The organism is Flavobacterium sp. PL002 (genome assembly GCF_054165825.1).
Window position 1 is genome coordinate 729,086 of sequence record NZ_CM135110.1, and the last position, 20,789, is coordinate 749,874.

The 20,789-nt window shown below is 32.6% G+C and carries 15 protein-coding genes; 6 read left to right on the plus strand and 9 right to left on the minus strand.

All coding sequences use genetic code 11. The features are described from left to right. Nucleotides 1-212 precede the first annotated feature (212 nt). From ACVEGE_RS03170 to ACVEGE_RS03190, 5 genes are all read left to right on the plus strand, one after another. The gene (locus ACVEGE_RS03170; protein WP_192500177.1) at nucleotides 213-941 is read left to right on the plus strand and encodes a hypothetical protein; all 729 of its coding nucleotides are present in this window, start codon (nucleotides 213-215) and stop codon (nucleotides 939-941) included. 53 nt (nucleotides 942-994) lie between these two features. Next, a complete protein-coding gene (locus ACVEGE_RS03175) occupies nucleotides 995-1,768 on the plus strand; it encodes a hypothetical protein (protein WP_192500178.1) in 774 nt (257 codons plus the stop codon). Between the two features lies 1 nt (nucleotide 1,769). Further along, on the plus strand, nucleotides 1,770-2,468 hold the full coding sequence (gene lipB / locus ACVEGE_RS03180) for a lipoyl(octanoyl) transferase LipB (protein ID WP_173852798.1): 699 nt from the start codon (nucleotides 1,770-1,772) through the stop codon (nucleotides 2,466-2,468). A gap of 590 nt (nucleotides 2,469-3,058) precedes the next feature. Continuing rightward, nucleotides 3,059-6,127 (plus strand): SusC/RagA family TonB-linked outer membrane protein, encoded by a 3,069-nt coding sequence (locus ACVEGE_RS03185; protein ID WP_192500179.1) that lies wholly within the window; start codon nucleotides 3,059-3,061, stop codon nucleotides 6,125-6,127. 4 nt (nucleotides 6,128-6,131) lie between these two features. After that, entirely contained in the window at nucleotides 6,132-7,532 is a 1,401-nt protein-coding gene (locus ACVEGE_RS03190; RefSeq protein WP_192500180.1) for a RagB/SusD family nutrient uptake outer membrane protein, read from the plus strand. A gap of 113 nt (nucleotides 7,533-7,645) precedes the next feature. On the opposite strand, the gene ACVEGE_RS03195 is transcribed toward ACVEGE_RS03190, so the two are convergent. The 6 genes from ACVEGE_RS03195 to ACVEGE_RS03220 form a co-directional block, all read right to left on the minus strand. Next, nucleotides 7,646-8,572: a magnesium transporter CorA family protein gene (locus ACVEGE_RS03195; RefSeq protein WP_173856564.1), complete on the minus strand. Its 927-nt coding sequence runs from the start codon at nucleotides 8,570-8,572 to the stop codon at nucleotides 7,646-7,648. 215 nt (nucleotides 8,573-8,787) lie between these two features. Beyond that, on the minus strand, nucleotides 8,788-9,672 hold the full coding sequence (locus tag ACVEGE_RS03200) for a bifunctional 5,10-methylenetetrahydrofolate dehydrogenase/5,10-methenyltetrahydrofolate cyclohydrolase (RefSeq protein WP_173856563.1): 885 nt from the start codon (nucleotides 9,670-9,672) through the stop codon (nucleotides 8,788-8,790). A 148-nt stretch (nucleotides 9,673-9,820) separates the two neighbouring features. Next, a complete protein-coding gene (gene ffh, locus ACVEGE_RS03205; RefSeq protein ID WP_192500181.1) occupies nucleotides 9,821-11,173 on the minus strand; it encodes a signal recognition particle protein in 1,353 nt (450 codons plus the stop codon). A gap of 196 nt (nucleotides 11,174-11,369) precedes the next feature. Beyond that, nucleotides 11,370-11,834, minus strand: a complete 465-nt coding sequence (locus tag ACVEGE_RS03210; protein ID WP_173852793.1) for a DoxX family membrane protein — start codon at nucleotides 11,832-11,834, stop codon at nucleotides 11,370-11,372. 4 nt (nucleotides 11,835-11,838) lie between these two features. Continuing rightward, nucleotides 11,839-12,921, minus strand: a complete 1,083-nt coding sequence (locus ACVEGE_RS03215) for an HmuY family protein (RefSeq protein ID WP_173852792.1) — start codon at nucleotides 12,919-12,921, stop codon at nucleotides 11,839-11,841. Between the two features lie 16 nt (nucleotides 12,922-12,937). Then, complete coding sequence (locus ACVEGE_RS03220; RefSeq protein WP_192500182.1) at nucleotides 12,938-15,052, minus strand: TonB-dependent receptor plug domain-containing protein; 2,115 nt, start codon at nucleotides 15,050-15,052, stop codon at nucleotides 12,938-12,940. A 108-nt stretch (nucleotides 15,053-15,160) separates the two neighbouring features. On the opposite strand from ACVEGE_RS03220, the gene ACVEGE_RS03225 reads away from it, so the two are divergent. Continuing rightward, nucleotides 15,161-16,072 carry a DUF6607 family protein gene (locus ACVEGE_RS03225; RefSeq protein WP_192500183.1) on the plus strand — a complete coding sequence of 304 codons (912 nt, stop codon included), beginning with the start codon at nucleotides 15,161-15,163 and terminating at the stop codon, nucleotides 16,070-16,072. A 78-nt stretch (nucleotides 16,073-16,150) separates the two neighbouring features. Here the strand turns inward: ACVEGE_RS03225 and ACVEGE_RS03230 are convergent, their stop codons facing one another. Genes ACVEGE_RS03230 through ACVEGE_RS03240 form a run of 3 tightly spaced genes read right to left on the minus strand, consistent with a single transcriptional unit; the run spans nucleotide 16,151 to nucleotide 20,786 of the window. Beyond that, nucleotides 16,151-17,815 (minus strand): MBOAT family O-acyltransferase, encoded by a 1,665-nt coding sequence (locus ACVEGE_RS03230; protein WP_173852988.1) that lies wholly within the window; start codon nucleotides 17,813-17,815, stop codon nucleotides 16,151-16,153. A gap of 39 nt (nucleotides 17,816-17,854) precedes the next feature. Beyond that, nucleotides 17,855-19,279 (minus strand): GDSL-type esterase/lipase family protein, encoded by a 1,425-nt coding sequence (locus tag ACVEGE_RS03235; protein WP_192500184.1) that lies wholly within the window; start codon nucleotides 19,277-19,279, stop codon nucleotides 17,855-17,857. After that, entirely contained in the window at nucleotides 19,269-20,786 is a 1,518-nt protein-coding gene (locus ACVEGE_RS03240; RefSeq protein WP_192500185.1) for an SGNH/GDSL hydrolase family protein, read from the minus strand. The genes ACVEGE_RS03235 and ACVEGE_RS03240 overlap by 11 nt, the downstream gene beginning before the upstream one ends. Between the last annotated feature and the right edge of the window lie 3 nt (nucleotides 20,787-20,789).

Genomic DNA, 20,789 nt, shown 5'->3' on the forward strand with positions numbered 1-20,789 from the left:
CGATAAAGTAGCATTACAGGAGCACAACTATTCCGTTTTCAATAGCAATCTCTCCCGCTTTCCGCTTTATCCACGCCAAAAAAAGGCGCGGGATACCGCATACAATCGGGGCTAGGCCTGAACGAACTGCTATCTGTAAGAATATTTTGTTAAAAAACAACAAGCATTATAAAAGTCTTGTATATTTAAACCTTAAAAAACAAACTTAAAACATGAGAAAAATTTTCCTTTTATTATTTGCACTATCCTTGTTCACAAGTTGTGAGATAACTGAAACGGTACATATCAATCCCGATAATTCAGGAACAATTGAGTACGACAGTCACAGAAACGAAAATAGTTATATGCAAATTGCAAAAGAAGAGTACTCCAAAGAAACTATTTTTAAAGATACCACTTATGTTTTTCAAGGATATATAGATAAATACAACGCTAATTTTATTAAATACACACCACAAGAGCAAGAGCTTTTTAATAGGTTCAAAAATGTAAAAGTACACATCAAGAAAAGTGCTTTTGATAAAGAATTCAGAAATACTATTACACAAGAATTTAGTAATGTCGAGGACATTGCCGATTTGACTAAAACAGAACACTATGTTGATGATATTATCCATAATTATGCTTTAACTGCCGAAGAACATTACTACAACATCCGTTTTACATTAAAAGACAATACGTTCAACCGAATTGTAACTATTACTGACGAAGCAATTTATAAAACCGAAAAAGAAAAATTACAGAACTTCAAAAAACAGTTAGCCAACTTTAATTTAGTTCAGAGTTACATTATAAAGTATCATTTTCCTCGAAAAATAAAAACCGTTTCAAATCCCAATGCCGTTATTAGTGCTGATAAGAAATCATTAGAATTAAATCTAAAAATAATTGATTTCCTGGAAAATCCCACAAGTACAAATCTTGAAGTAACCTTAGAGTAATCCAAAGAACCAACCAATCGTTTCAACTAGAGTTTGTATCTTTGTAAAAAAAGATGAAGAAATTCTATCCTCTATTACTATTAATTTTTGTTTTTACAAGTTGTACAATTAAAGAGAAAATGGTCTTAAATGAAGACGGATCAGGCACGTTTTCTTATGGATTTGATGTTTCTGCTTTGATGAGAATGGGTAAATCTACTGACTCTACTAAAGTCCCTAAAGTAATGGATTCTACTTTTACTTTTAAAGAACTCCTTGCTCCAATGAAAGACAGTATTGCTCAATTATCGGATGTTGAGCAAGCACAATTCAAATTGTTAGAGAATTTTCGAATCAGAATGAAAATCGATGAAATCGATAAGGAATTTAGCTATGATATGGCCTTTGATTTCCCTGTAACAGATAGTTTGTCTAATATGGTTTCACCCACTAAAGCAGCTTCTTTATTAGCATTGACTGATAAAAAAACAGCTTCAAAAAAAGTCTCAGCAGAAAAAGAAAAGAGTAATAGTAGCTTTAGTTACGACGGAAAGTATTTTATTAAAACTGTAACTTTAAATAAAGAACTTAAAAAATCTAAAAACAAAGAAAAAGTAAAACCTAAAAAAAATAAAGACGAAGAACCAGAGGATGATTTGTCTAAAAAATTAGATGATTTATTTAAACAATGCAAATACACTATAGAATACCACTTCCCTAAAAAAATAAAATCACTTTCTTTAGATGGTGCAACGATAGCAGAGGATAAAAAAAGTTTTGTTTTGGATATTCCAATGGAAAACTTACAAGAAAACATGGATTTAAGCTTTAAAGTAGAATTTGAATAAAATGAATAAAAAAATACAGCTTCAGGATCTTGGAAATAAAGATTACCAAGCAACTTGGGAATACCAAGAAGAATTATTTAAAGGTATTGTAGATATCAAAATAAGAAACCGCAGAGAAGAACTAGAACTAGAAACTCCTAATTACTTTCTTTTTGTAGAACATCCACATGTATACACTTTAGGAAAAAGCGGCGATTTAAGTAACTTACTTTTATCTGAAAAGCAACTAGCTGAAAAAGGAGCTACTTTTCATAAAATAAACCGTGGAGGAGATATTACCTATCACGGACCAGGACAAATTGTAGGGTATCCTATTTTAGATTTAGAGAACTTCTTTACTGATATTCATAAATACCTGCGTTTCCTTGAAGAGTCAATTATTTTAACCTTGCAAGAATATGGATTAGAATGCGGTCGTAGCGAAGGTGAAACAGGTGTCTGGTTAGGCGTAGGAACACCATTTGCTAGAAAAATATGTGCTCTAGGTGTTCGTGCTTCACGCTGGGTTACTATGCACGGTTTTGCTTTGAATGTAAATGCTGACTTAGGTTATTTTGACAATATCATACCCTGCGGAATTCGCGGAAAAGCAGTAACCTCATTAAACGTAGAGTTAGGTATCGAAAAAGTAGACGAAGAAGAAATAAAAATGAAAATCAGAAATCATTTCTCTAAACTTTTTGAAAGCGAATTTATATAATAAGATAGATTATAAACTAAAAAAATAGATTGCGACGGAAACGTTTCAATCTATTTTTTTTTGTGAAAATCTTAAATTTCAACTAAATAATTTCTAAAATTATTACAATAAAGACCAACCTAATTTATATCAAATCAAGAACTGTTTAAATACAATACTTGTTCTACAATCCGTTTGAATTGATAATTGGACTACTGTGTAAATTGTATTGGTAAATAAAAACTTTAAATCCTGTATTACATAATATTATTATGCTTAAAATAGGATTAAAAAATCAGTTTAAAACTCTTAATTTAATATTATAATTTAACAGGTAACGACTATTTCATAACTTAATAATATAAGTTAGTTAACAATAACTTAACATTAAAACCTCGTCAGCAAGTGAAAACACAAGCCTTTTGCTAAAAACATAATTTCATTTTAATTCAGTTTTATTATAAAAAAATAATTTTTAAATTCTTTTTTAACCTTTTTAACGTTTAATATTTACACGAATGTTAAACTTCATTTTTTAACACCTACCTGGGGAGTAAAATTCAACGTTTTATTGTGATTTTTGTATTCAAATTAATTCAAAAATCAGAATAATGAGATTAAAATTCAAATGGATTTATGCGCTTTTGATGGCGTTATCTATTCAGTTTGCTTTTGCACAAGAGCAAACAATTAAGGGTGTTGTTTCGGATGCTATAGGGTCTATACCTGGAGTTAATGTACTCGTAAAAGGAACAAAAAAAAGTGCACAAACAGACTTTGACGGTGGTTATGTTATTAAAGCAAAACCAGGTGATGTAATTGTATTTTCATTTGTTGGAATGCAAGATTTCACTGCTACTGTAGGAACTTCTTCAACTATCAATGTAAAAATGAAAGAGGAAGGTAAAGTTCTAGAAGAAGTAGTAATATTAGGATATGTATCCAGAGGTAAAAATGAGGTTACTGGTAGTGTAAAACAATTATCAGGAGAGAGTCTTAAAGGCGTACCGGTAGTATCTGTGGATCAAGCTTTACAAGGTAAAGTTGCTGGTTTGCAAATCTCTCAATCTTCTGGAACTCCAGGATCAGTTCAAGACATTCGTATTAGAGGTGTAGGTTCAGTATCTGCAAGTAACCAACCTTTATACGTAATTGATGGTGTACCCGTTATCAACGATGCTTTTGCAGCTAGTGATAATGTTTCTACTTTATCACCTTTAGCATCAATTAACAGTAATGATATTGAAAGTATGACTGTTTTAAAAGATGCTTCTGCAACTTCTGCCTATGGTGCAAGAGGTTCAAATGGTGTAATTATCATTACTACTAAAAAAGGAAAATCAGGTAAGACAGCTTTCAGTTTGAATACCTCTATTGGTTTTCAAAATAATGCCGTAAAAGGGCAAACTCCTTTGAGTGGAGCTCAAAGAAAAGAATTGTACCTAGACGCTGTTTACAACACTTATGGTACCACTAATGGTTTTGATAGAAGCGGTACAGAAAGCTATTTACTAGGAACTCCAGCTGGACTTGCAATTGACGATAACTTTGCGGGATTACAATATTGGGATGGTAAAGAAGGAAACTGGTCTAATGCTTTAAAAAATAAAGATGCCATTGTAAGGTCTTTTGACATTGCTGCTAGTGGAGGTGATGAAAAATCAACATTCAACGTGTCTTTAGGTTATAATAAAACAGAAGGAACTGTTATTGGATCAGATTTTAAACGCCTTACTGCAAAAATTGGTATGACTAGAAATTTGACTGATAAATTAAAATTTTCAACAAACAATAGCTTTGCAGACTCTAAACAAGCTGGTGTTCTTGAAGGTGGTGGTTTTTTCTCTAATCCGCACTTAGCACGTTATTTCATGAATCCATGGGTTAATCCATACAATGCAGATGGTTCTTTAAATATTAATGACATTAAAGATTACACTGGTGTACCAAATACACTATACGTAGTTAAAAATAATATCATCGAAAATGATTTGGCGAGAATCATCTCAAACAATACTTTAGAATGGAAAATTTCAGATAGATTCAAATATAAATCAGTTTTTGGAATTGACTATAACCTAGCTACTTATCACCAATACGACAATCCTATTCATGGAGATGGCGCAAGTGTTAATGGAGATGCACAACAACAAGTTTCTCGTAATTTAAATTTAGTTGCTCAAAATTCTTTGAACTACAACTATAGATATAAATTACACAGTTTTGATGCTACAGCTTTATTTGAATATCAAAAAAATACGTACAATGAATTAGCAGCTTATGGTGAAAACTTTGCTTCTGAAGGATTAAATTATGTTGACAATGTAGTTAGAAACATCAGTGTTAACGGTAGGTATGACGATTGGTTAAACGTATCATACTTGGCTTTATTAAACTACAACTACAACGGGAAATATGTACTTGACTTTACGTATAGAAAAGAAGGTTCTTCTCGTTTTGCTCCTGGAAAACGTTTTGGTAATTTCTGGTCTGTGGGTACTGCATGGAATTTACATAAAGAAGAATTCTTAGCAAATACTATTTTCAGTGAATTGAAATTAAGAGGATCTGTTGGATCTTCTGGTAATAATGCAATTGACTTGAATCAATACCAAACATTGTTTTCATACAATACTAACTATGCTGGTGACCCTACTATCTACCCGTCTTCATACGGAAATCTAGATTTACAATGGGAAAAAAACAGAACAATTGATTTAGGAGTTGATTTTGCTATTTTAAACAATCGCATATCTGGTAGTTTAGGTGTTTACAACAAAAAAACATCTGATTTACTACAGGATGTACCCTTATCAAGAACAAGTGGTTTTAGTTCAGTTTCATCTAACGTAGGGGAAATTATAAATAAAGGTATTGAAGCTGATTTAAGCTTCTCATTAATTCAAACAAAAAACTTTAATTGGTCAGTTTCTACAAACTATGCCTTAAATGATAATGAAGTAACTAAGCTTGCAAAAGATCCTGCAGGAAACGATATCAATATTGCTACAGGAACTAAAATCACTAAAGTTGGTGAAGCGGTAGGAACTTGGAATATGAGAAAATGGGCTGGGGTAAACCCTGACAATGGATTACCGTTATGGTATGTAAATGGTGTTGATGGAGACGTTACTAGCTCTTATAACGAAGCAAAAGTTGCTATTCAAGGAAAAGCATTACCTACATATTCAGGTGGTATTAGTACCCATTTAGATTACAAAGGAGTGTTTTTTGACGGAAGCATTTATTTTGCTGGTGGAAATAAAGTTTTTGAAGACTGGGCTAGCTATACACAGAGCACTGGAACAAGAGCTACTGTTAATTATAATGGTGTAGATGTATTACTAAATAGATGGCAAAATCCTGGAGATATTACAGATGTTCCTAAAATGGACTTAACATCAACTAGTAATAATGCTGCATCCACTTCAACTCGTTTTTTATACGATGGAGATTACATCCGTATTAAAGATTTAGTACTTGGATATTCTTTCGATAAAGAGTTAACACAAAGGTTTAGTTTAGACGGACTAACATTATCTATTAGAGGAACCAATTTATTCACTTTTGTAAAAGACAGTCGTTTAAAATACGATCCCGAAGTAAGAGCAGACGGTTTCACTCGTTTGTCTACGCCTCCAGTTAAGTCGGTAACTTTTGCCATGAATTTTAAATTTTAAAACAATGAAAATAATAACAAAAAGCGTGATTGCATTGTCATTACTGTTCGCAGTAGTTTCATGTGATGATAAAGATTTAGACCCAACATTAAGTGTAAATAAAGAGGTCGTAACAATTACATCCGTAAATGATTTAAGATTAATTCTTTCTGGAGCTTATAATAGAATGACTGATAAATTTTATTATGGTCGTGATATATTAATTTTTGGTGATGTTCGCTCAGATAACGCTTATTCAAATGGTAACTCAGGACGTTTTGTAACTCCTGGATCAATGGACATGGTAGATTCTGACGCTTACGCTAGAGATACTTTCACTCAAATTTATACTGTAGTAGCAAGTTGTAACATTGTTATAAATGCTACTCTTGTAGGAACTACTGATGAAGAAACTAATCAAATTAACTATTACAAAGGACAAGCATTGACATTAAGAGCATTAGCTCATTATGACTTACTTCGTCTTTATGGTCAACAAAATGTTAATGGCGGAGGTTTATCTGCAAATGGAATTGCCTACATAACAGAATTTAAAAGCGAAAATTTAAGCCCAGTAAGAAATACTGTAGGTGAAGTTAAAGATTTTATCTATGCTGATTTAGACCAAGCATTATCTTTAATGAGTACTGATTTAGACGGTTCTAAAGAAACCATAACTACTCCAGCTGTAAATGCTATTAAGGCGAGAGTAGCACTTTACTTTGAAGATTGGACCATTGCTAAAGATGCATCTAACACTGCAATGACTGAAGCTACTGCAAAAGGAACACGTATTGCTCTAACAAGTGAATTTGTTGCTACATACACTACACCTACTCCGGTAAACTCAATATTTGAATTGGCTTTTAGAGATAATGACAATGAATCAATTGATGGTTTATATAATATCTTTGCTGAAACTACTTATGGAGATATTGTTGTTTTAGATAATTTCAAAAATCAATTTAGCACAACAGATGTAAGAGGCGGGAGCTCAATGCTAGCTGTTGATTCTAAAAACAGATTAAGAAACGTGGGTAAATTTATCGCTTTCGAATCAAATGTGCCTTTAATTCGTTTTGAAGAAATGGTATTAGTAAATGCTGAAGCTTCCTTCATGATTGATAATTCTGATGCAACAGTTTTAACTTCGATTAACTCAATTGCCACAAATAGAGGTGCTGCTGCTTATACTAGCGTTACACTTAACGACATCTTAAATGAGCGTCGTAAAGAATTAGCTTTTGAAGGATTTAGATTTGATGATATCGCAAGAACAAAACAAAACATGCCAGTTGCAGATGTTTTAAAGCAAACTTATGACGACAAAGGTACAATTGTCTTTGGAAGTTATAGATACGCTTTCCCAATCCCATTAGTAGAAACTAATGCTAATGCAAACACAAAACAAAACGCAGGTTACTAATTTAAAAAGTAATTTTGTTTTAAATACAAAGAGAGGATGCACCATTGTATCCTCTCTTTTTTTTGTTATATCTAATTTTTATTATTCGAATAAAAAAGCCAATCAACAAACAATTAAAACCATCTTCTTCGTTTAAATAAAAACACACCTACAGTAGATAGTAAAAATGAAGCTAACACTAATATCCATAACCCCATTGGATTGTCCTGCAAAGAATTAGGCACATTCATACCATAAAAACTCGCAATAACTGTAGGGATCATAAGTATGATAGAAATAGACGTCATTTGTTTCATAATATTATTCATATTATTAGAAATCACAGACGCATAAGCATCCATAGTACCTGTTAATATATCACTATAAATATTAGTTGTTTCTTGAGCCTGACGCAATTCAATCTCAACATCCTCTAATAAATCTGAGTCGTAATTTGCTCGTTGTGACTTAATGTTTTTTATTCGATGCAACAAAATATCATTGCCTTTCAAAGAAGTCATAAAGAAAACCAAGCACTTTTCTATTTGTAATAACGCTTGCAATTCTTCATTTTTTATGGATTTCTCCAAATTATCTTCGGCTAGTCTAATTTTTTGATTAACCTGTTTTAAGTATTTTAAATACCAAACGCTAGACGATAACAACAACCGTAATACTAGGTCGAAATTATCTTTTGAATCAATGTGTTTTCTTTGAGTATACTTTACAAAGTCAGTAAGCATTTCTGTTTGATGAAAGCTGATAGTAACGCATACTTCATCTTTAAAAACAACTCCAACAGGAATGGTATGAAAAGGAAGTTTTACGTCTTTACTTTTAACTGGAATACGCATAATAATAAGCGTCCAGCCATTTTCTACCTCAATACGAGGTCTTTCATCTATATCTTCAATGTCATTATAAAAAGCCTCTGGAATTTGCAGTTCCTCCAGTAAATATCTTTTTTCGTCTTGGGACGGACATTCTATGTTTATCCAACAGTTAGGAAACCATTTTTCAACTGCTATTAATCCGTTATTGTTTTGGTAAAAAGCTCTCATTTCAAAATTCTATAGATTAGTATAGCCTCTTGAAATTGATCAAGGGCTATAATTAGTTTAACATTTCCGAATAATAATCGTCCATTATACAGTTGTATTTTTAAGTGTTGCAAAAGTATTCTTTATTTCGAAACAGACTTTAGTTAACCTAAAAATTAAGTTTTTTTTAATATAAAAAAAACCTACTCGTTATGTGAGTAGGTTTGTCTTTAATCTTATTTTTTAGCCATTTTCATTTCTCTAGCCAAAAGTGTGTTTTTCATTAGCATTGCAATGGTCATGGGCCCTACACCTCCAGGAACAGGTGTTATAAAACTTGCTTTTTTACTAACATTTTCAAAATCAACATCCCCTGTAATAACGTATCCTTTTTCTTTACTTTCATCAGCAACACGAGTAATTCCCACGTCAATAACTACTGCTCCATCTTTTACCATTTCGGCTTTAAGATAATTTGGCACTCCTAAAGCTGTAATAATAATATCAGCTTGTGTCGTGATTTGCGCAATATTCTTAGTATAACTATGCGTCAAAGTAACTGTAGAGTTTCCAGGAAATCCTTTTCTACCCATTAAAATACTCATAGGACGCCCTACAATATGGCTTCGCCCAATAACCACAGTGTGCTTCCCTTGTGTTTCTACACCGTAACGTTCTAATAATTCTAAAATCCCAAAAGGAGTAGCAGGAATAAAAGTACTCATATCTAAAGCCATTTTTCCAAAATTTTCAGGGTGAAACCCATCAACATCTTTACTTGGATCTACAGCCATTAGTACCTTTTGCTCATCAATTTGTACTGGAAGTGGCAACTGAACGATAAAACCATCAATGTTTTCATCCTCATTCAATTCCTTAATCTTCTTCAACAGTTCTGTTTCAGAGGTTGTGCTTGGCAGTTTTACTAAAGTAGACTCAAAGCCTACTCTTTCACATGCTTTCACTTTACTTCCTACATAAGTTAAACTTGCGCCATCATTACCTACGATAACTGCTGCAAGGTGAGGTACTTTCTCCCCATTTTTAATCATTTTTTGAACTTCAATTGCAATTTCGCCCTTGATGTCTTCTGCTGTTTTTTTTCCGTCTAATAGTTGCATTTCAATTTAGTTTAAAGTCTTAAAGTTATTTTAAAAGCCCTTCCTCACAAGCACTAAAAAAATTTAAAACCATATAGTTGTTGTTCAAATTTATAGCAAAAATTTAAGGTTTAAAATTTCATGTAGAAATCTTAAACCTTAAAAAATATTATTTCGGCATTCCGCCTGGCATCCCTTTCATGCCGCCCATCATCTTCATTAAATTCTTACCTCCTGGTCCTTGCATCATTTTCATCATCTTGCTCATTTGCTCAAACTGTTTCATCAACTGATTAACTTGCTCGATTTTTGTCCCAGAACCTTTTGAAATTCTCGCTTTCCTTTTCACATCAATAAGCGAAGGCTTGCTTCTTTCTGCTGGAGTCATCGAGTGGATAATTGCTTCAATGTGTTTGAAAGCATCATCTTCTATTTCTACATCTTTCATGGCTTTAGAAGCACCTGGTATCATTCCAACCAAGTCTTTCATATTACCCATTTTTTTCACTTGTTGAATTTGTGATAAGAAATCATCAAAACCAAATTCGTTTTTAGCAATTTTCTTTTGAATCTTTCTTGCCTCGTCTTCGTCAAATTGCTCTTGTGCTCTTTCAACTAAAGACACCACATCTCCCATTCCCAGGATACGTTCAGCCATACGTACAGGATAGAATACATCAATAGCATCCATTTTTTCACCCGTACCTACGAATTTAATTGGTTTATTAACTACTGTTTTGATCGAAAGCGCTGCTCCACCACGTGTATCACCATCTAATTTAGTCAAGATTACTCCGTCAAAATTCAAAATATCGTTGAACGCTTTTGCTGTATTTACCGCATCTTGACCTGTCATAGCATCCACAACAAATAAAGTTTCTTGTGGTTGTATTGCTTTGTGAACAAGTGCAATCTCGTCCATCATTTGTTTATCTACTGCTAAACGACCTGCTGTATCGACAATAACAACATTAAAACCATTTGCTTTTGCGTGTTTGATTGCATTTTGAGCAATTTCAACTGGATTTTTATTCTCTGGTTCTGAATAAACTTCAACACCTATAGAATCTCCTACAACGTATAACTGCTGGATAGCCGCCGGACGATAAATATCACAAGCAACTAAAAGTGGTTTCTTAGCTTTTTTTGTCTGAAGGTAATTAGCTAATTTCCCAGAAAAAGTTGTCTTACCTGATCCTTGTAAACCCGACATCAAGATAACAGTAGGTGTACCAGAAAGGTTAATTCCCGCAACATCACCACCCATCAACTCTGTTAATTCATCTTTTACAAGCTTCACTAACAATTGCCCCGGTTGCAAAGTAGTCAATACGTCTTGTCCAATTGCTTTTTCTTTCACTCTTGTAGTAAAATCTTTGGCAATTTTAAAATTCACATCGGCGTCAAGTAAGGCGCGACGTACTTCTTTCAAAGTTTCGGCTACGTTTACTTCAGTTATTTTTCCGTGCCCTTTTAATATATGAAAGGCTTTATCTAGTTTATCGCTTAAATTATCGAACATGTAATTGTTGTTTTAGGAATTGCAAATATAATACAAACTTCTGTAGGTACAAAGAGTCAAAGTAGCAAAGAAACAAAGTTTTACCCACTTAAATTCTCTTAAAAACAAGCTTAAATAATAATTGACTGACTATCCAAACCAAAAAAAGGCTAGACGAATCTAACCTTTTCAAAAATAAAAATAAAAAACACTGAAACTAACTCAATCGTAATATGTTCCTATTAATCAAAATAGGTTTCCATAATTTATAACTAAAGCCTATTATTGCTAAGTTTATGATTAACAATCCTAACATCTGGAATAACTCTCCAATTTCATTAGGTTCTAGAAACAAATGAAATAAGAATATATTAATGGTTACAGGTAACGCCACTATTGCCCCCAATAAAGAGAAAAACTGACTTATTAATAATACCCCAGCTAGGATTTCTACAAAACCTAAAAATTCCCAGAAGTAATTAGTTTGTTTCATCCCGAAAACGTAATTTTTAATCTTTAGGATCTCGGTATTAGGAGCTACTTCTTCTCCTTTCTTTACAGTCTCAATAATTTCGGTAGGTGATGGAGCTGGTTTATCAAATTTCTTGATTCCTCCAAAAATCATCATCCCTCCTAATATCAGGCTAAATAGTACTTTAAGTACAGGTAGTATCTTTTTCATAATTTTAATTTAAAATTGCATATTCTAAAATAGGATTTCCTCTTTCTCCAGCATCATTGGTCATGCTTAGAAATTTTATTTTATAATAATTATCAGCAGCATCTTTTACCACATAAAAACGATCTGTTTTAATACTTGGTAAAGTTCCCGGTCCGCCACCGCTCCTCCAACTAGAACCAATTACTCTTTGATCAGTACTTGAAAAAACAAAATTATCTTCAACTACATTTGCTTTGGCGAAAGCCAAATAAGATCCCCCATCAGCTTCTAGCACTTGGTACACTTTTGTACCTCCATTGGTATTTGAAACAATAAAATCAGAATAACCATAAGTCACTTCTGAACCAAAGTTCACATAATTTGTAAAAATGGTAAAGTTCAAATCCCATTTTGTTTTTAATGGCTCAACTGCAACATTTTTTTCAGTAATTAAACTAAAAAATGAAAAATTGAAATTCGCATCTTTAGCAATTATTTTTTCTTCAAAAGTTGTAGCTGTTAAATCTGCATACTGAATTTTATAACCTGTACCGTTTCTTAAAATTCTAACTTTTTTCCAACCTCTTGCAATCCCATCAACACTAACAGAACCTACAACTGGAGTTTCTGTTGAAACTGCGTATCCTAGATTAACTAAATACACTTTATTGTCAGCTTCTGTAGCTGAAATTTCAGCAATAGCAGTTCCAAGTCCTGCTCCATCTCCTTGTAAAACTCCTGTCGGGTTGTCTACATATCCGTTTGAAGAAGCGGTAGTTCCTGCCCCTACTGTTACTGCACTGTTTATTTCTTGTGGCAAACTAATATCTGAAGTAGCTAGTTGTTTTACGGCCATTTTAAGGGCACCATTAATGACTACTCTAAAATCAGAACCGCTTGAAAACCCGAAATCCCATGATGCTCTATCAACAACATCCATTTTTGCTGTGCTTAAATCTAAATAAACTTGATTGGGTTCGTTAGGACCGCCCACATTGGGTTGTAAAGTCTCCCCAACGGTAGCTATCTCGATAGGGTCTGCTTCATTATTTGAGCACGAAGCAAGTGTTAATAAGGCGAATGTCAAAGAAAAAATTGTCTTTTTCATAGTATTAAAATATATATTAAAAATTAAAGTTATACGTAAATTTGATAAAATAAGAGCGCCCATAAGCAAGCATTACATTAGAGGATGTTGCATGACCAGCTGCTAAATTTGCACCTGACTGATTAACATTACCAACATTAAATAAATTTCTAGATCCTATGATGGTGACTATTTTTTCATTGAAAAAACTTTTTTGAATAGAGACGTCCAACCAGTTGCTGTCATCAATTTCAGACACCACGTACGCTGAATTACCTTCTATAAACTGTTGCGTTTTTCCGTTATATTTATAATATGTCGCTACAGTAGTTTTCCATTTTGGAATTGTGTAAGAAAGGCTACTATTGATATTAAATGAATATAAAAAACGATCATCTGAACTATAAACTTGATTGTCTATTTCCTGTGAGATCCCAATAAAAGAAGCGCCTACATTAAAATTGAAACCTCCTTTTTTAAACTGATTCATCGTTGAAACATTCCACATTTTATACGTACTGATATTAATGTATTGGTACATCGGATTGCCAGTGTCTTCATTAAAGCCAATTAATGCCATATCAATTCGATCCTTAACATTTAAAAAACTAGCAGTTACTGTATTTGAAAGTTGTACACCTGAATACAAATTAGTAGTTTTCTTAAGACTCGTTTCATAAGAAGTACTTTGCTCAGGAACTAGACTCTCGTTACCTGTAAAGAAATGACCGTCAAAAATTTGTTTGGAATACAGCTCGTTAAAAGTAGGTGTGCGAAATGATTTCCCGTAAGACATTCGAAAATCAATTCCTTTTTCAAAAGAATAGCGCAATCCTAATGAAGATGCATATTGATTTTCAAATTGTGATTGAGATGAAATTCGAATACCTGGTCGTATAGCCATTTTTTCAAAAATATTGATCTCTGAAGAGACAAAGAAATCATAATTATTTAGTCTTTTTCGAATAGGAACAATGCTATTATTTGCTTCTTGTATCAGTGAAAAGCCATTGTTATTAACTATTTCATAACCTAATTGTAGATCAATAATTTTACTATTGAAAATATTACTTAATGTTCCCGTAGAATACAATACTTCCATGGATTGATCTTTAATACTACTATTATCCGCTTCCGTTTGAGAAAATAAATAATACTTAAAATCAGCAACTTCTCTTTGTTGTTTTTGATGAGAGAGTGACACGTTATAATTCAATTTAGAAAATATTTTCCCTGTAGCATTCACATTATGAAAATACCTATTTGTCATATACCTTTTATCATTCGTATACCGATAGGATCCCAATTGAGCATTGTATCCTGATTGTACGGTGCTATTGTAATACGCTACTGTTTCGTCTAAAAATTCAAATTTGTAAAAAATTCTGAAAGCATCTTTTTTATATGCAACAAGTGCTGTTCCATTCAATTGTTCTTTAGGAAGCCAACTGTATCCACGGTTAAAATCAGTCTCAGAATAATCTTTACCTTTTTTATTGTCTAAAAATCCCTGAAAATCATTCCGATTAAGTGCAGCACTTGCAAACCAATATTTATCAATAGAATGATTTATACTTAATGATTGTATGTGCCTGCCTTTATCAAATAAAGCAAATTCATTCCCTACAGTTTCTTCCTGAACAGCTGCAGATATATTCCATTTGTTAATTGCTGATTTCTTGGTTATAATATTCAATACACCGCTTACTGCATTTGCCCCATAGGCAACTCCCATTGAACCCTCGACAATCTCTATTTGCTCCACATCATTCAAATTTATTTGTGATAAATCAGTATTATTTCCTAAACCGGCCTCGCTTACAAGAGGTACATTATCAATCAAAATTTTAAAATATTGTGCATCTAAACCAAATAATGAAACAGTAGATCGTCCATCAGTTCCGCTTGGTGTTACGGTAATGTTTAAATACTGATTTAAAACATCTGATAAATTAGTTGCCGCTAATTGCTTGATGTCTTCTTTTGAAATAACACGAACATTAAAAACTGCCTTTTTTATTGATTGTGGTTCAAATTGACCAGTAACTACGACCTCAGATAATTTCTCTATTGACGAGATACTATCCCTGACTTGACCGAAAGTTGTTCCATATAAAAAGAGAGTCACAAATAAAGTTATTTTTAATTTCATTATTTTTATTTAATCTTAATAAGACCGCAAATGTATATATTATTTTTATTTATTCTAAATAAATATAATATATTTGTAAAAAAATTTAATTAAATAATTCTAAAAATTATGATTACTAAAAAGCTACTCCTTGCAGCAACCATCTCTTTAAACTGTTTAATAAGTCACAGTCAAAATGATAAAAAACAAAAAGACATACAATCAATAAAAGCTATGTGTGGTTGTTATGAGGTGAAATTTAATTTTGCAGAAACCTTCCAATATTCAAAAGATACTGCCAATTATAAACCCTCAAAAACTAAGCACGATTATGGTTTAGAATGGGTAGAATTAGTCGAGGAAACACCAAACAAGTTAATGCTACAGCACCTATTAATTGTAAGTGATGACATGATTATAAAACACTGGAGGCAAGATTGGTTGTTCCAGAATACAGATTTATACAGCTACAATAAAGAGAACAATTGGAAATACATAAAATTACCAAAAGAGCAAGTAAAAGGACAATGGACTCAAAAAGTATTTCAAGTAGACGATAGTCCAAGATATGAAGGAACCGCAAGTTGGGTTCATATTGACGGTAAAGATTACTGGAAGAATACTACCGATGCGCCGTTACCAAGAAGAGAATATACTAAACGTGATGATTACAACATCTTAAAAAGAAGAAACATTCATGAAATTACAGCTACGGGATGGTTACACGAACAAGATAATGATAAAATAGTACGTAATGAAAATGGAAAAGATGTAGTACTAGCTCAAGAAAAAGGGATTGATACGTATACAAAAGTAACAGATGCTAAATGTATTGCGGCGCAAAACTGGTGGAAAGAGAATAACGATTTATGGAAGAATGTTAGAACTAAATGGCAAACTGTTTTTGCAGAAAACAAAGATCTTACCTTAGAGAAAAAAGTTTCTAACAAACCCCTTTACGCCCATTTATTTGATTTAAAACCTACCGCTACTAAAGCAGAAACTGATGCCATCATTGACAGTTTTATTGCAGATAAATAATCATTACAACTGAGTTAGTTACTAAAACACCCGATAATCTTGTAATTATCGGGTGTTTTTATATATTATTATCAAGTATTAAAACTGGAAATAAATAAATGGTTGTGGCCCACTTGTAGAGGTTGCATACACCACCCAAAATGTCATAGCTAATGCAAAAGCTTTAAATACAATAGGCATTTTATCAAAGATTGATTTATTGAATTCGACTATTCTTGCAGGAAGAAAATGCCAAGCAAAACCAAAAAGCATTACAATAAATACGTTTTCATATCCTTGAGCAATAACCCACCACTGTGATGGATCAAAAGTTACTTGCTGTATAGAATTTAATACATCTAATGCTATTGCAAAAGTCCCTGCACGGAAGAAAATCCAACAGAAAGCAACAAAATGAAAGGTGATTAAAACAGAAATCACATGAAAAAACCCCTTATTAATTGTCCACTTTGCTCCTTTTTTATCAGGAAAATATTCGGCAAAAACTTTATTGACTGCCAAAGCCAAACCATGCAAAGCACCCCAAACAATAAAACGAACGCTGGCACCATGCCAGAAACCGCCTAACAACATTGTGGTCATCATATTGACATTGGTATACATTGTCTTTTCTGAATTTTTAGAAAAAACTATTGTCAGGATAAAGACAATTGCAGCTACAATACCTATAATTAATGGAATAGGTGAAACAGCAAATTGTAAAAACCCATAAATTAATAACCCTCCAAAAAATACTGACGGGAATAAAAATCCAGCAAATGAGCCACTGCGATTCCCTCCTATTGTGATGTATAAATAATCACGCAACCATGTGGATAACGAGATGTGCCATCGTCTCCAGAATTCAGTAATAGAAGCCGACTTATAGGGCGTTACAAAGTTTGTTGACAGTTTAAAGCCCATTAACAAAGCAATACCAATGGCCATATCAGAATATCCTGAAAAGTCACAATAAATTTGTAACGTATATCCATAGGCAGCCATTAAATTTTCAAAGGCGGTATAACTCTTTGGCGCATCAAAAACACGATCAACAAAATTCAACGAGATATAATCAGAAACTACTGTTTTCTTTATCAATCCCCCTATAATCATAAACAAGGCATTATTGACGTCAGAACGAGATAGTGTTGTCTTTTTATAAATTTGCGGAATAAACTCAGATGCTCTTACAATAGGCCCTGCGACTAATTGTGGAAAGAAAGACACAAAAAACATGTAGTCAAAAAAGTTCTTTGTAGGCTCTAATTCTCTTCTATAAATATCAATAATGTAACTCATTGACTGAAAAGTATAAAACGAAATCCCAACAGGAAGAATAATATTCTGCAACGATAAATGTCCTTCAAATAGTCCATTATAACTCACAATCATAAAGTTAGCATACTTAAAATAACCTAGAAAACCCAAATTAAAAAGCACACTGACGATAATGAAAAATTTCCGGAAACGCTCGTTTGTTTCTTGGTATAAAAACTTGGCTAAAGTAAAATCTATTACTCCCGAAAAAAGTAATAATAAAAAATAAACACCACTTGACTTATAATAGAAAAATAGCGAAAAGGCAAACACATAAATATTACGATATATACGTGAACTTACTTTTGTCGTTAAAATATAAATAGGATAAAAAACTAAGAACACTCCTAGAAAGAAAGCCGTATTAAATAAAATAGGCTCTTTAGGATTGTAAACAAACCAATTCCCAATTTCATCTAGTGAAATTTGTCCATAAGTTTGCATGAACCAATTTTGTAATGCTGATAAAATATCCACTTATTATTACTTATTATAATTAAGAAATGATTTAATAATCTCGTCTGACACTAAGGTACCTTGTAATTGATATCCTGCAACGGTATAGTGCACTCTATCGGCAGCAATTATTCCGTTTTTAAAGTTTTTCTCTACTCCGTGCAAACCTCCTAGTTGGGAATACAAATCATATACTGCATATTGATTTTGAATCGCTCCTTTTTTAATTTCATCACAATAACCATCAACAATTGTATTTAATTTATGATGTGCTAAAAAGGACGGTGGCGGCGTCAAAACTAAAATTGCTGAATTAGGATTGGTCTTTTTTACATTTTTTATAAACAGTTCTAATTGGCTCATGAACTCCTCATTGGTAAATTTCCCGTAAGACTCATTAGTACCAAAAGAAACAACTATTAAATCAGGTTGTAATCCTTTTAATTGCTCAAAAAACAAAGGATATTTATTGTAATCAGAAAATTTAGCTCCGTTAACTCCTAGGTTATGGTATAGTATACCAGGTTTGTCATTTTCTAACACAACACCGCTTAATACATAATCTGATTGTTCTTTATTAGGTAACAAATATATTTTACGCAAAGCTTCATCAGAGTGGTAATAATGGTAATTATTAGTAGCTAATAAATCTAACGGTTTAAAATAAGACTCTGAAACTGACACTTCCTTAGTTTCCTTAGTAGGGATTTTTAAGGTTTTACCAAAAGCGATTCGGGTTGATTTTAATCCGTTTGCTTTTTTTAATTGTGCTGTAGTGATACTATATTTCTCAGCAATTTCTGATATAGTTTCGCCTCTTTTAATCTTATGAACAATCACTTTAGGCGCAGTAGATTTTAAAATAATGGCTTCTTTAGAAGTTGCTATTTCAAATAAATCTTTATTCTCTGGTGTAATGATTTTTATAGTATTAAAATCATTTGCAGCTTCTTTAGCATTTAATTGCAATACTAATTTTTTAGAATTAGTACTTAATAAAATCCCGCTCAGTCCAATGGGATCTCCATTATCTGGGAAAATGTTTCTATAGTTTTTCCAGATTACATTTGATGAAAATCGAAAATCAGATGATCCATTGGTTTTAGCCAAATTATGCGGAAAAATAAAACCCCTACCTGCATTACCAAAATAATCTTGCAAATTCTCCCGAATCTCATTGGTCATCAAATCTGCTTGAATATGAGAATCCCCAATATGTACAATATTAATTTGACCTGAATTGTCCTTTTTTAACTGCTTTAGCTTGGCTAAAAAAGAGGCTATTTCAATACTATTCTGAATTCCATTTTCATCGTTATATGAATGAGAAACCGATTTGGTGCTAATGTTTTCGTCCATAGTTACAGTAGTGTCAGTGGTATCCTTTGTTTGCGAACAGCCTTTAAAGCTAATGAACCCAATTAAAAATAATAGATATAATTTATTGCCCATTGGTACTTTCTTGATTGTTTGTAATACTATCTGATTTGATTTTCACAGCAGTAGTATTTTGATTTATTGGATTTGCTCGCTTTCGCAAAAGCTTGTATTTTTCGTATCCTTTATCTAATTCTTGGAATAACATACCGCCAATTTTTTTAGCTCCTCTAAAATTAAAATGGGTATAATCCTTATTTGCTAAAGGCGGATCTTGCTCTACCCATTTTGCCATAGAACCATCACCTCCCATTAATTTATACAAATCGATATATGCTGATTTTGTTTTTGCGGCATACCTCTTTTGAGAATTGGTAAGTGGCACCACAGCGGAATCTGTTTTCATAACTGCATCATATTTAGACGACTTATCTGCAGTAGAAATAATTAAAATAGCCGCTCCAGGAAAACTTTTTTGCAAACGCTCAACCGTTCTAGTCATACTTTTATCATACCAACTAAAATCCAACGTTCCGTATTTTAAAACATTAGTCCCATAATGCAATACAATCAGGTCGTAACCTAACTTCTGCTGAAAAGCGTTCATTAAAGGCACATCAAATTTAGATATTGGAATTCCAGAATTTCCACGTTGCGAAAAATTATCAACGTGAACTCCCTTTCCGTTATCAAAATTCACTCCGTAAATAGGAATCGATTTTGCTTTCTTAAAAGCAATAGTAACAGCTTGTAAGTTATTTGGCGCAAGCTGAATAGTATTTAAAATCTTAGTAGGATTTAATTTTTTAATAATCGTATCGTTCTTAATTTGGTACGAAATAAAACCATTTTGATTGGCAGCACTTCCGTAGAACAACGTAGGGTTATTTAACTGAGAGGTATTTTTACCTCTTCCTGCTTGGTATTTAACCCAGGTTTTATTTATTGTATCATTTGCAAAAAACACATGACCATTTACAGCAAATGGCCTAATGGGATTTTTAACATTCAAGTACGATTGCATTTTCCAGTTTTTAGAATACTGGTGCGTTACAGAACTACGCGATGATGCTGACTCAGAAGTTATCGCAACAAAACCAACTCCTTCACCGCCAAATTTATTTTGATATTCACTACGGAAATCTTGAACGATAAAATCGCCATCAGTCATTGAATCGCCAAAATAGGCAATCCGAACTTTTCCTTTGTGGTTGGTTTCTATTTGGAATAACTTTTCATAGAACGCGCTTAAAAATTGCGTTCCATTGTAGTTTTCGTAAGATTCACCCGAAAATACAACTCCTAGGTTTGAACTACTCGCAACTTGCTGATTAAGGATAGGATTACCCAGAGAATCAGTAGCACCAGGAGTAATAGAATCACCCATTACTCCTTGTTGCTCTATATTCTTATCTGCATTTATTGCATCAATTAACATACTATCGATAAGTACGTTTTTAGTACCAGCTTCCTTTTCAGAAAAAAGTTGTTTGGGTAATACTTCTTTTATTCCTATAAAAAATAGTGTGGCTAAAAGAATAATCAAAAATGATTGAAAAAAATAACTTTTCGTTGTATTCACTTT

Coding starts and splice junctions, on each gene's coding strand:
- ACVEGE_RS03170 (WP_192500177.1), top strand. CDS start 213: ATGAGAAAAATTTTCCTTTTATTATTTGCACTATCCTTGTTCACAAGT.
- ACVEGE_RS03175 (WP_192500178.1), top strand. CDS start 995: ATGAAGAAATTCTATCCTCTATTACTATTAATTTTTGTTTTTACAAGT.
- lipB (WP_173852798.1), top strand. CDS start 1,770: ATGAATAAAAAAATACAGCTTCAGGATCTTGGAAATAAAGATTACCAA.
- ACVEGE_RS03185 (WP_192500179.1), top strand. CDS start 3,059: ATGAGATTAAAATTCAAATGGATTTATGCGCTTTTGATGGCGTTATCT.
- ACVEGE_RS03190 (WP_192500180.1), top strand. CDS start 6,132: ATGAAAATAATAACAAAAAGCGTGATTGCATTGTCATTACTGTTCGCA.
- ACVEGE_RS03195 (WP_173856564.1), bottom strand. CDS start 8,572: ATGAGAGCTTTTTACCAAAACAATAACGGATTAATAGCAGTTGAAAAA.
- ACVEGE_RS03200 (WP_173856563.1), bottom strand. CDS start 9,672: ATGCAACTATTAGACGGAAAAAAAACAGCAGAAGACATCAAGGGCGAA.
- ffh (WP_192500181.1), bottom strand. CDS start 11,173: ATGTTCGATAATTTAAGCGATAAACTAGATAAAGCCTTTCATATATTA.
- ACVEGE_RS03210 (WP_173852793.1), bottom strand. CDS start 11,834: ATGAAAAAGATACTACCTGTACTTAAAGTACTATTTAGCCTGATATTA.
- ACVEGE_RS03215 (WP_173852792.1), bottom strand. CDS start 12,921: ATGAAAAAGACAATTTTTTCTTTGACATTCGCCTTATTAACACTTGCT.
- ACVEGE_RS03220 (WP_192500182.1), bottom strand. CDS start 15,052: ATGAAATTAAAAATAACTTTATTTGTGACTCTCTTTTTATATGGAACA.
- ACVEGE_RS03225 (WP_192500183.1), top strand. CDS start 15,161: ATGATTACTAAAAAGCTACTCCTTGCAGCAACCATCTCTTTAAACTGT.
- ACVEGE_RS03230 (WP_173852988.1), bottom strand. CDS start 17,815: ATGCAAACTTATGGACAAATTTCACTAGATGAAATTGGGAATTGGTTT.
- ACVEGE_RS03235 (WP_192500184.1), bottom strand. CDS start 19,279: ATGGGCAATAAATTATATCTATTATTTTTAATTGGGTTCATTAGCTTT.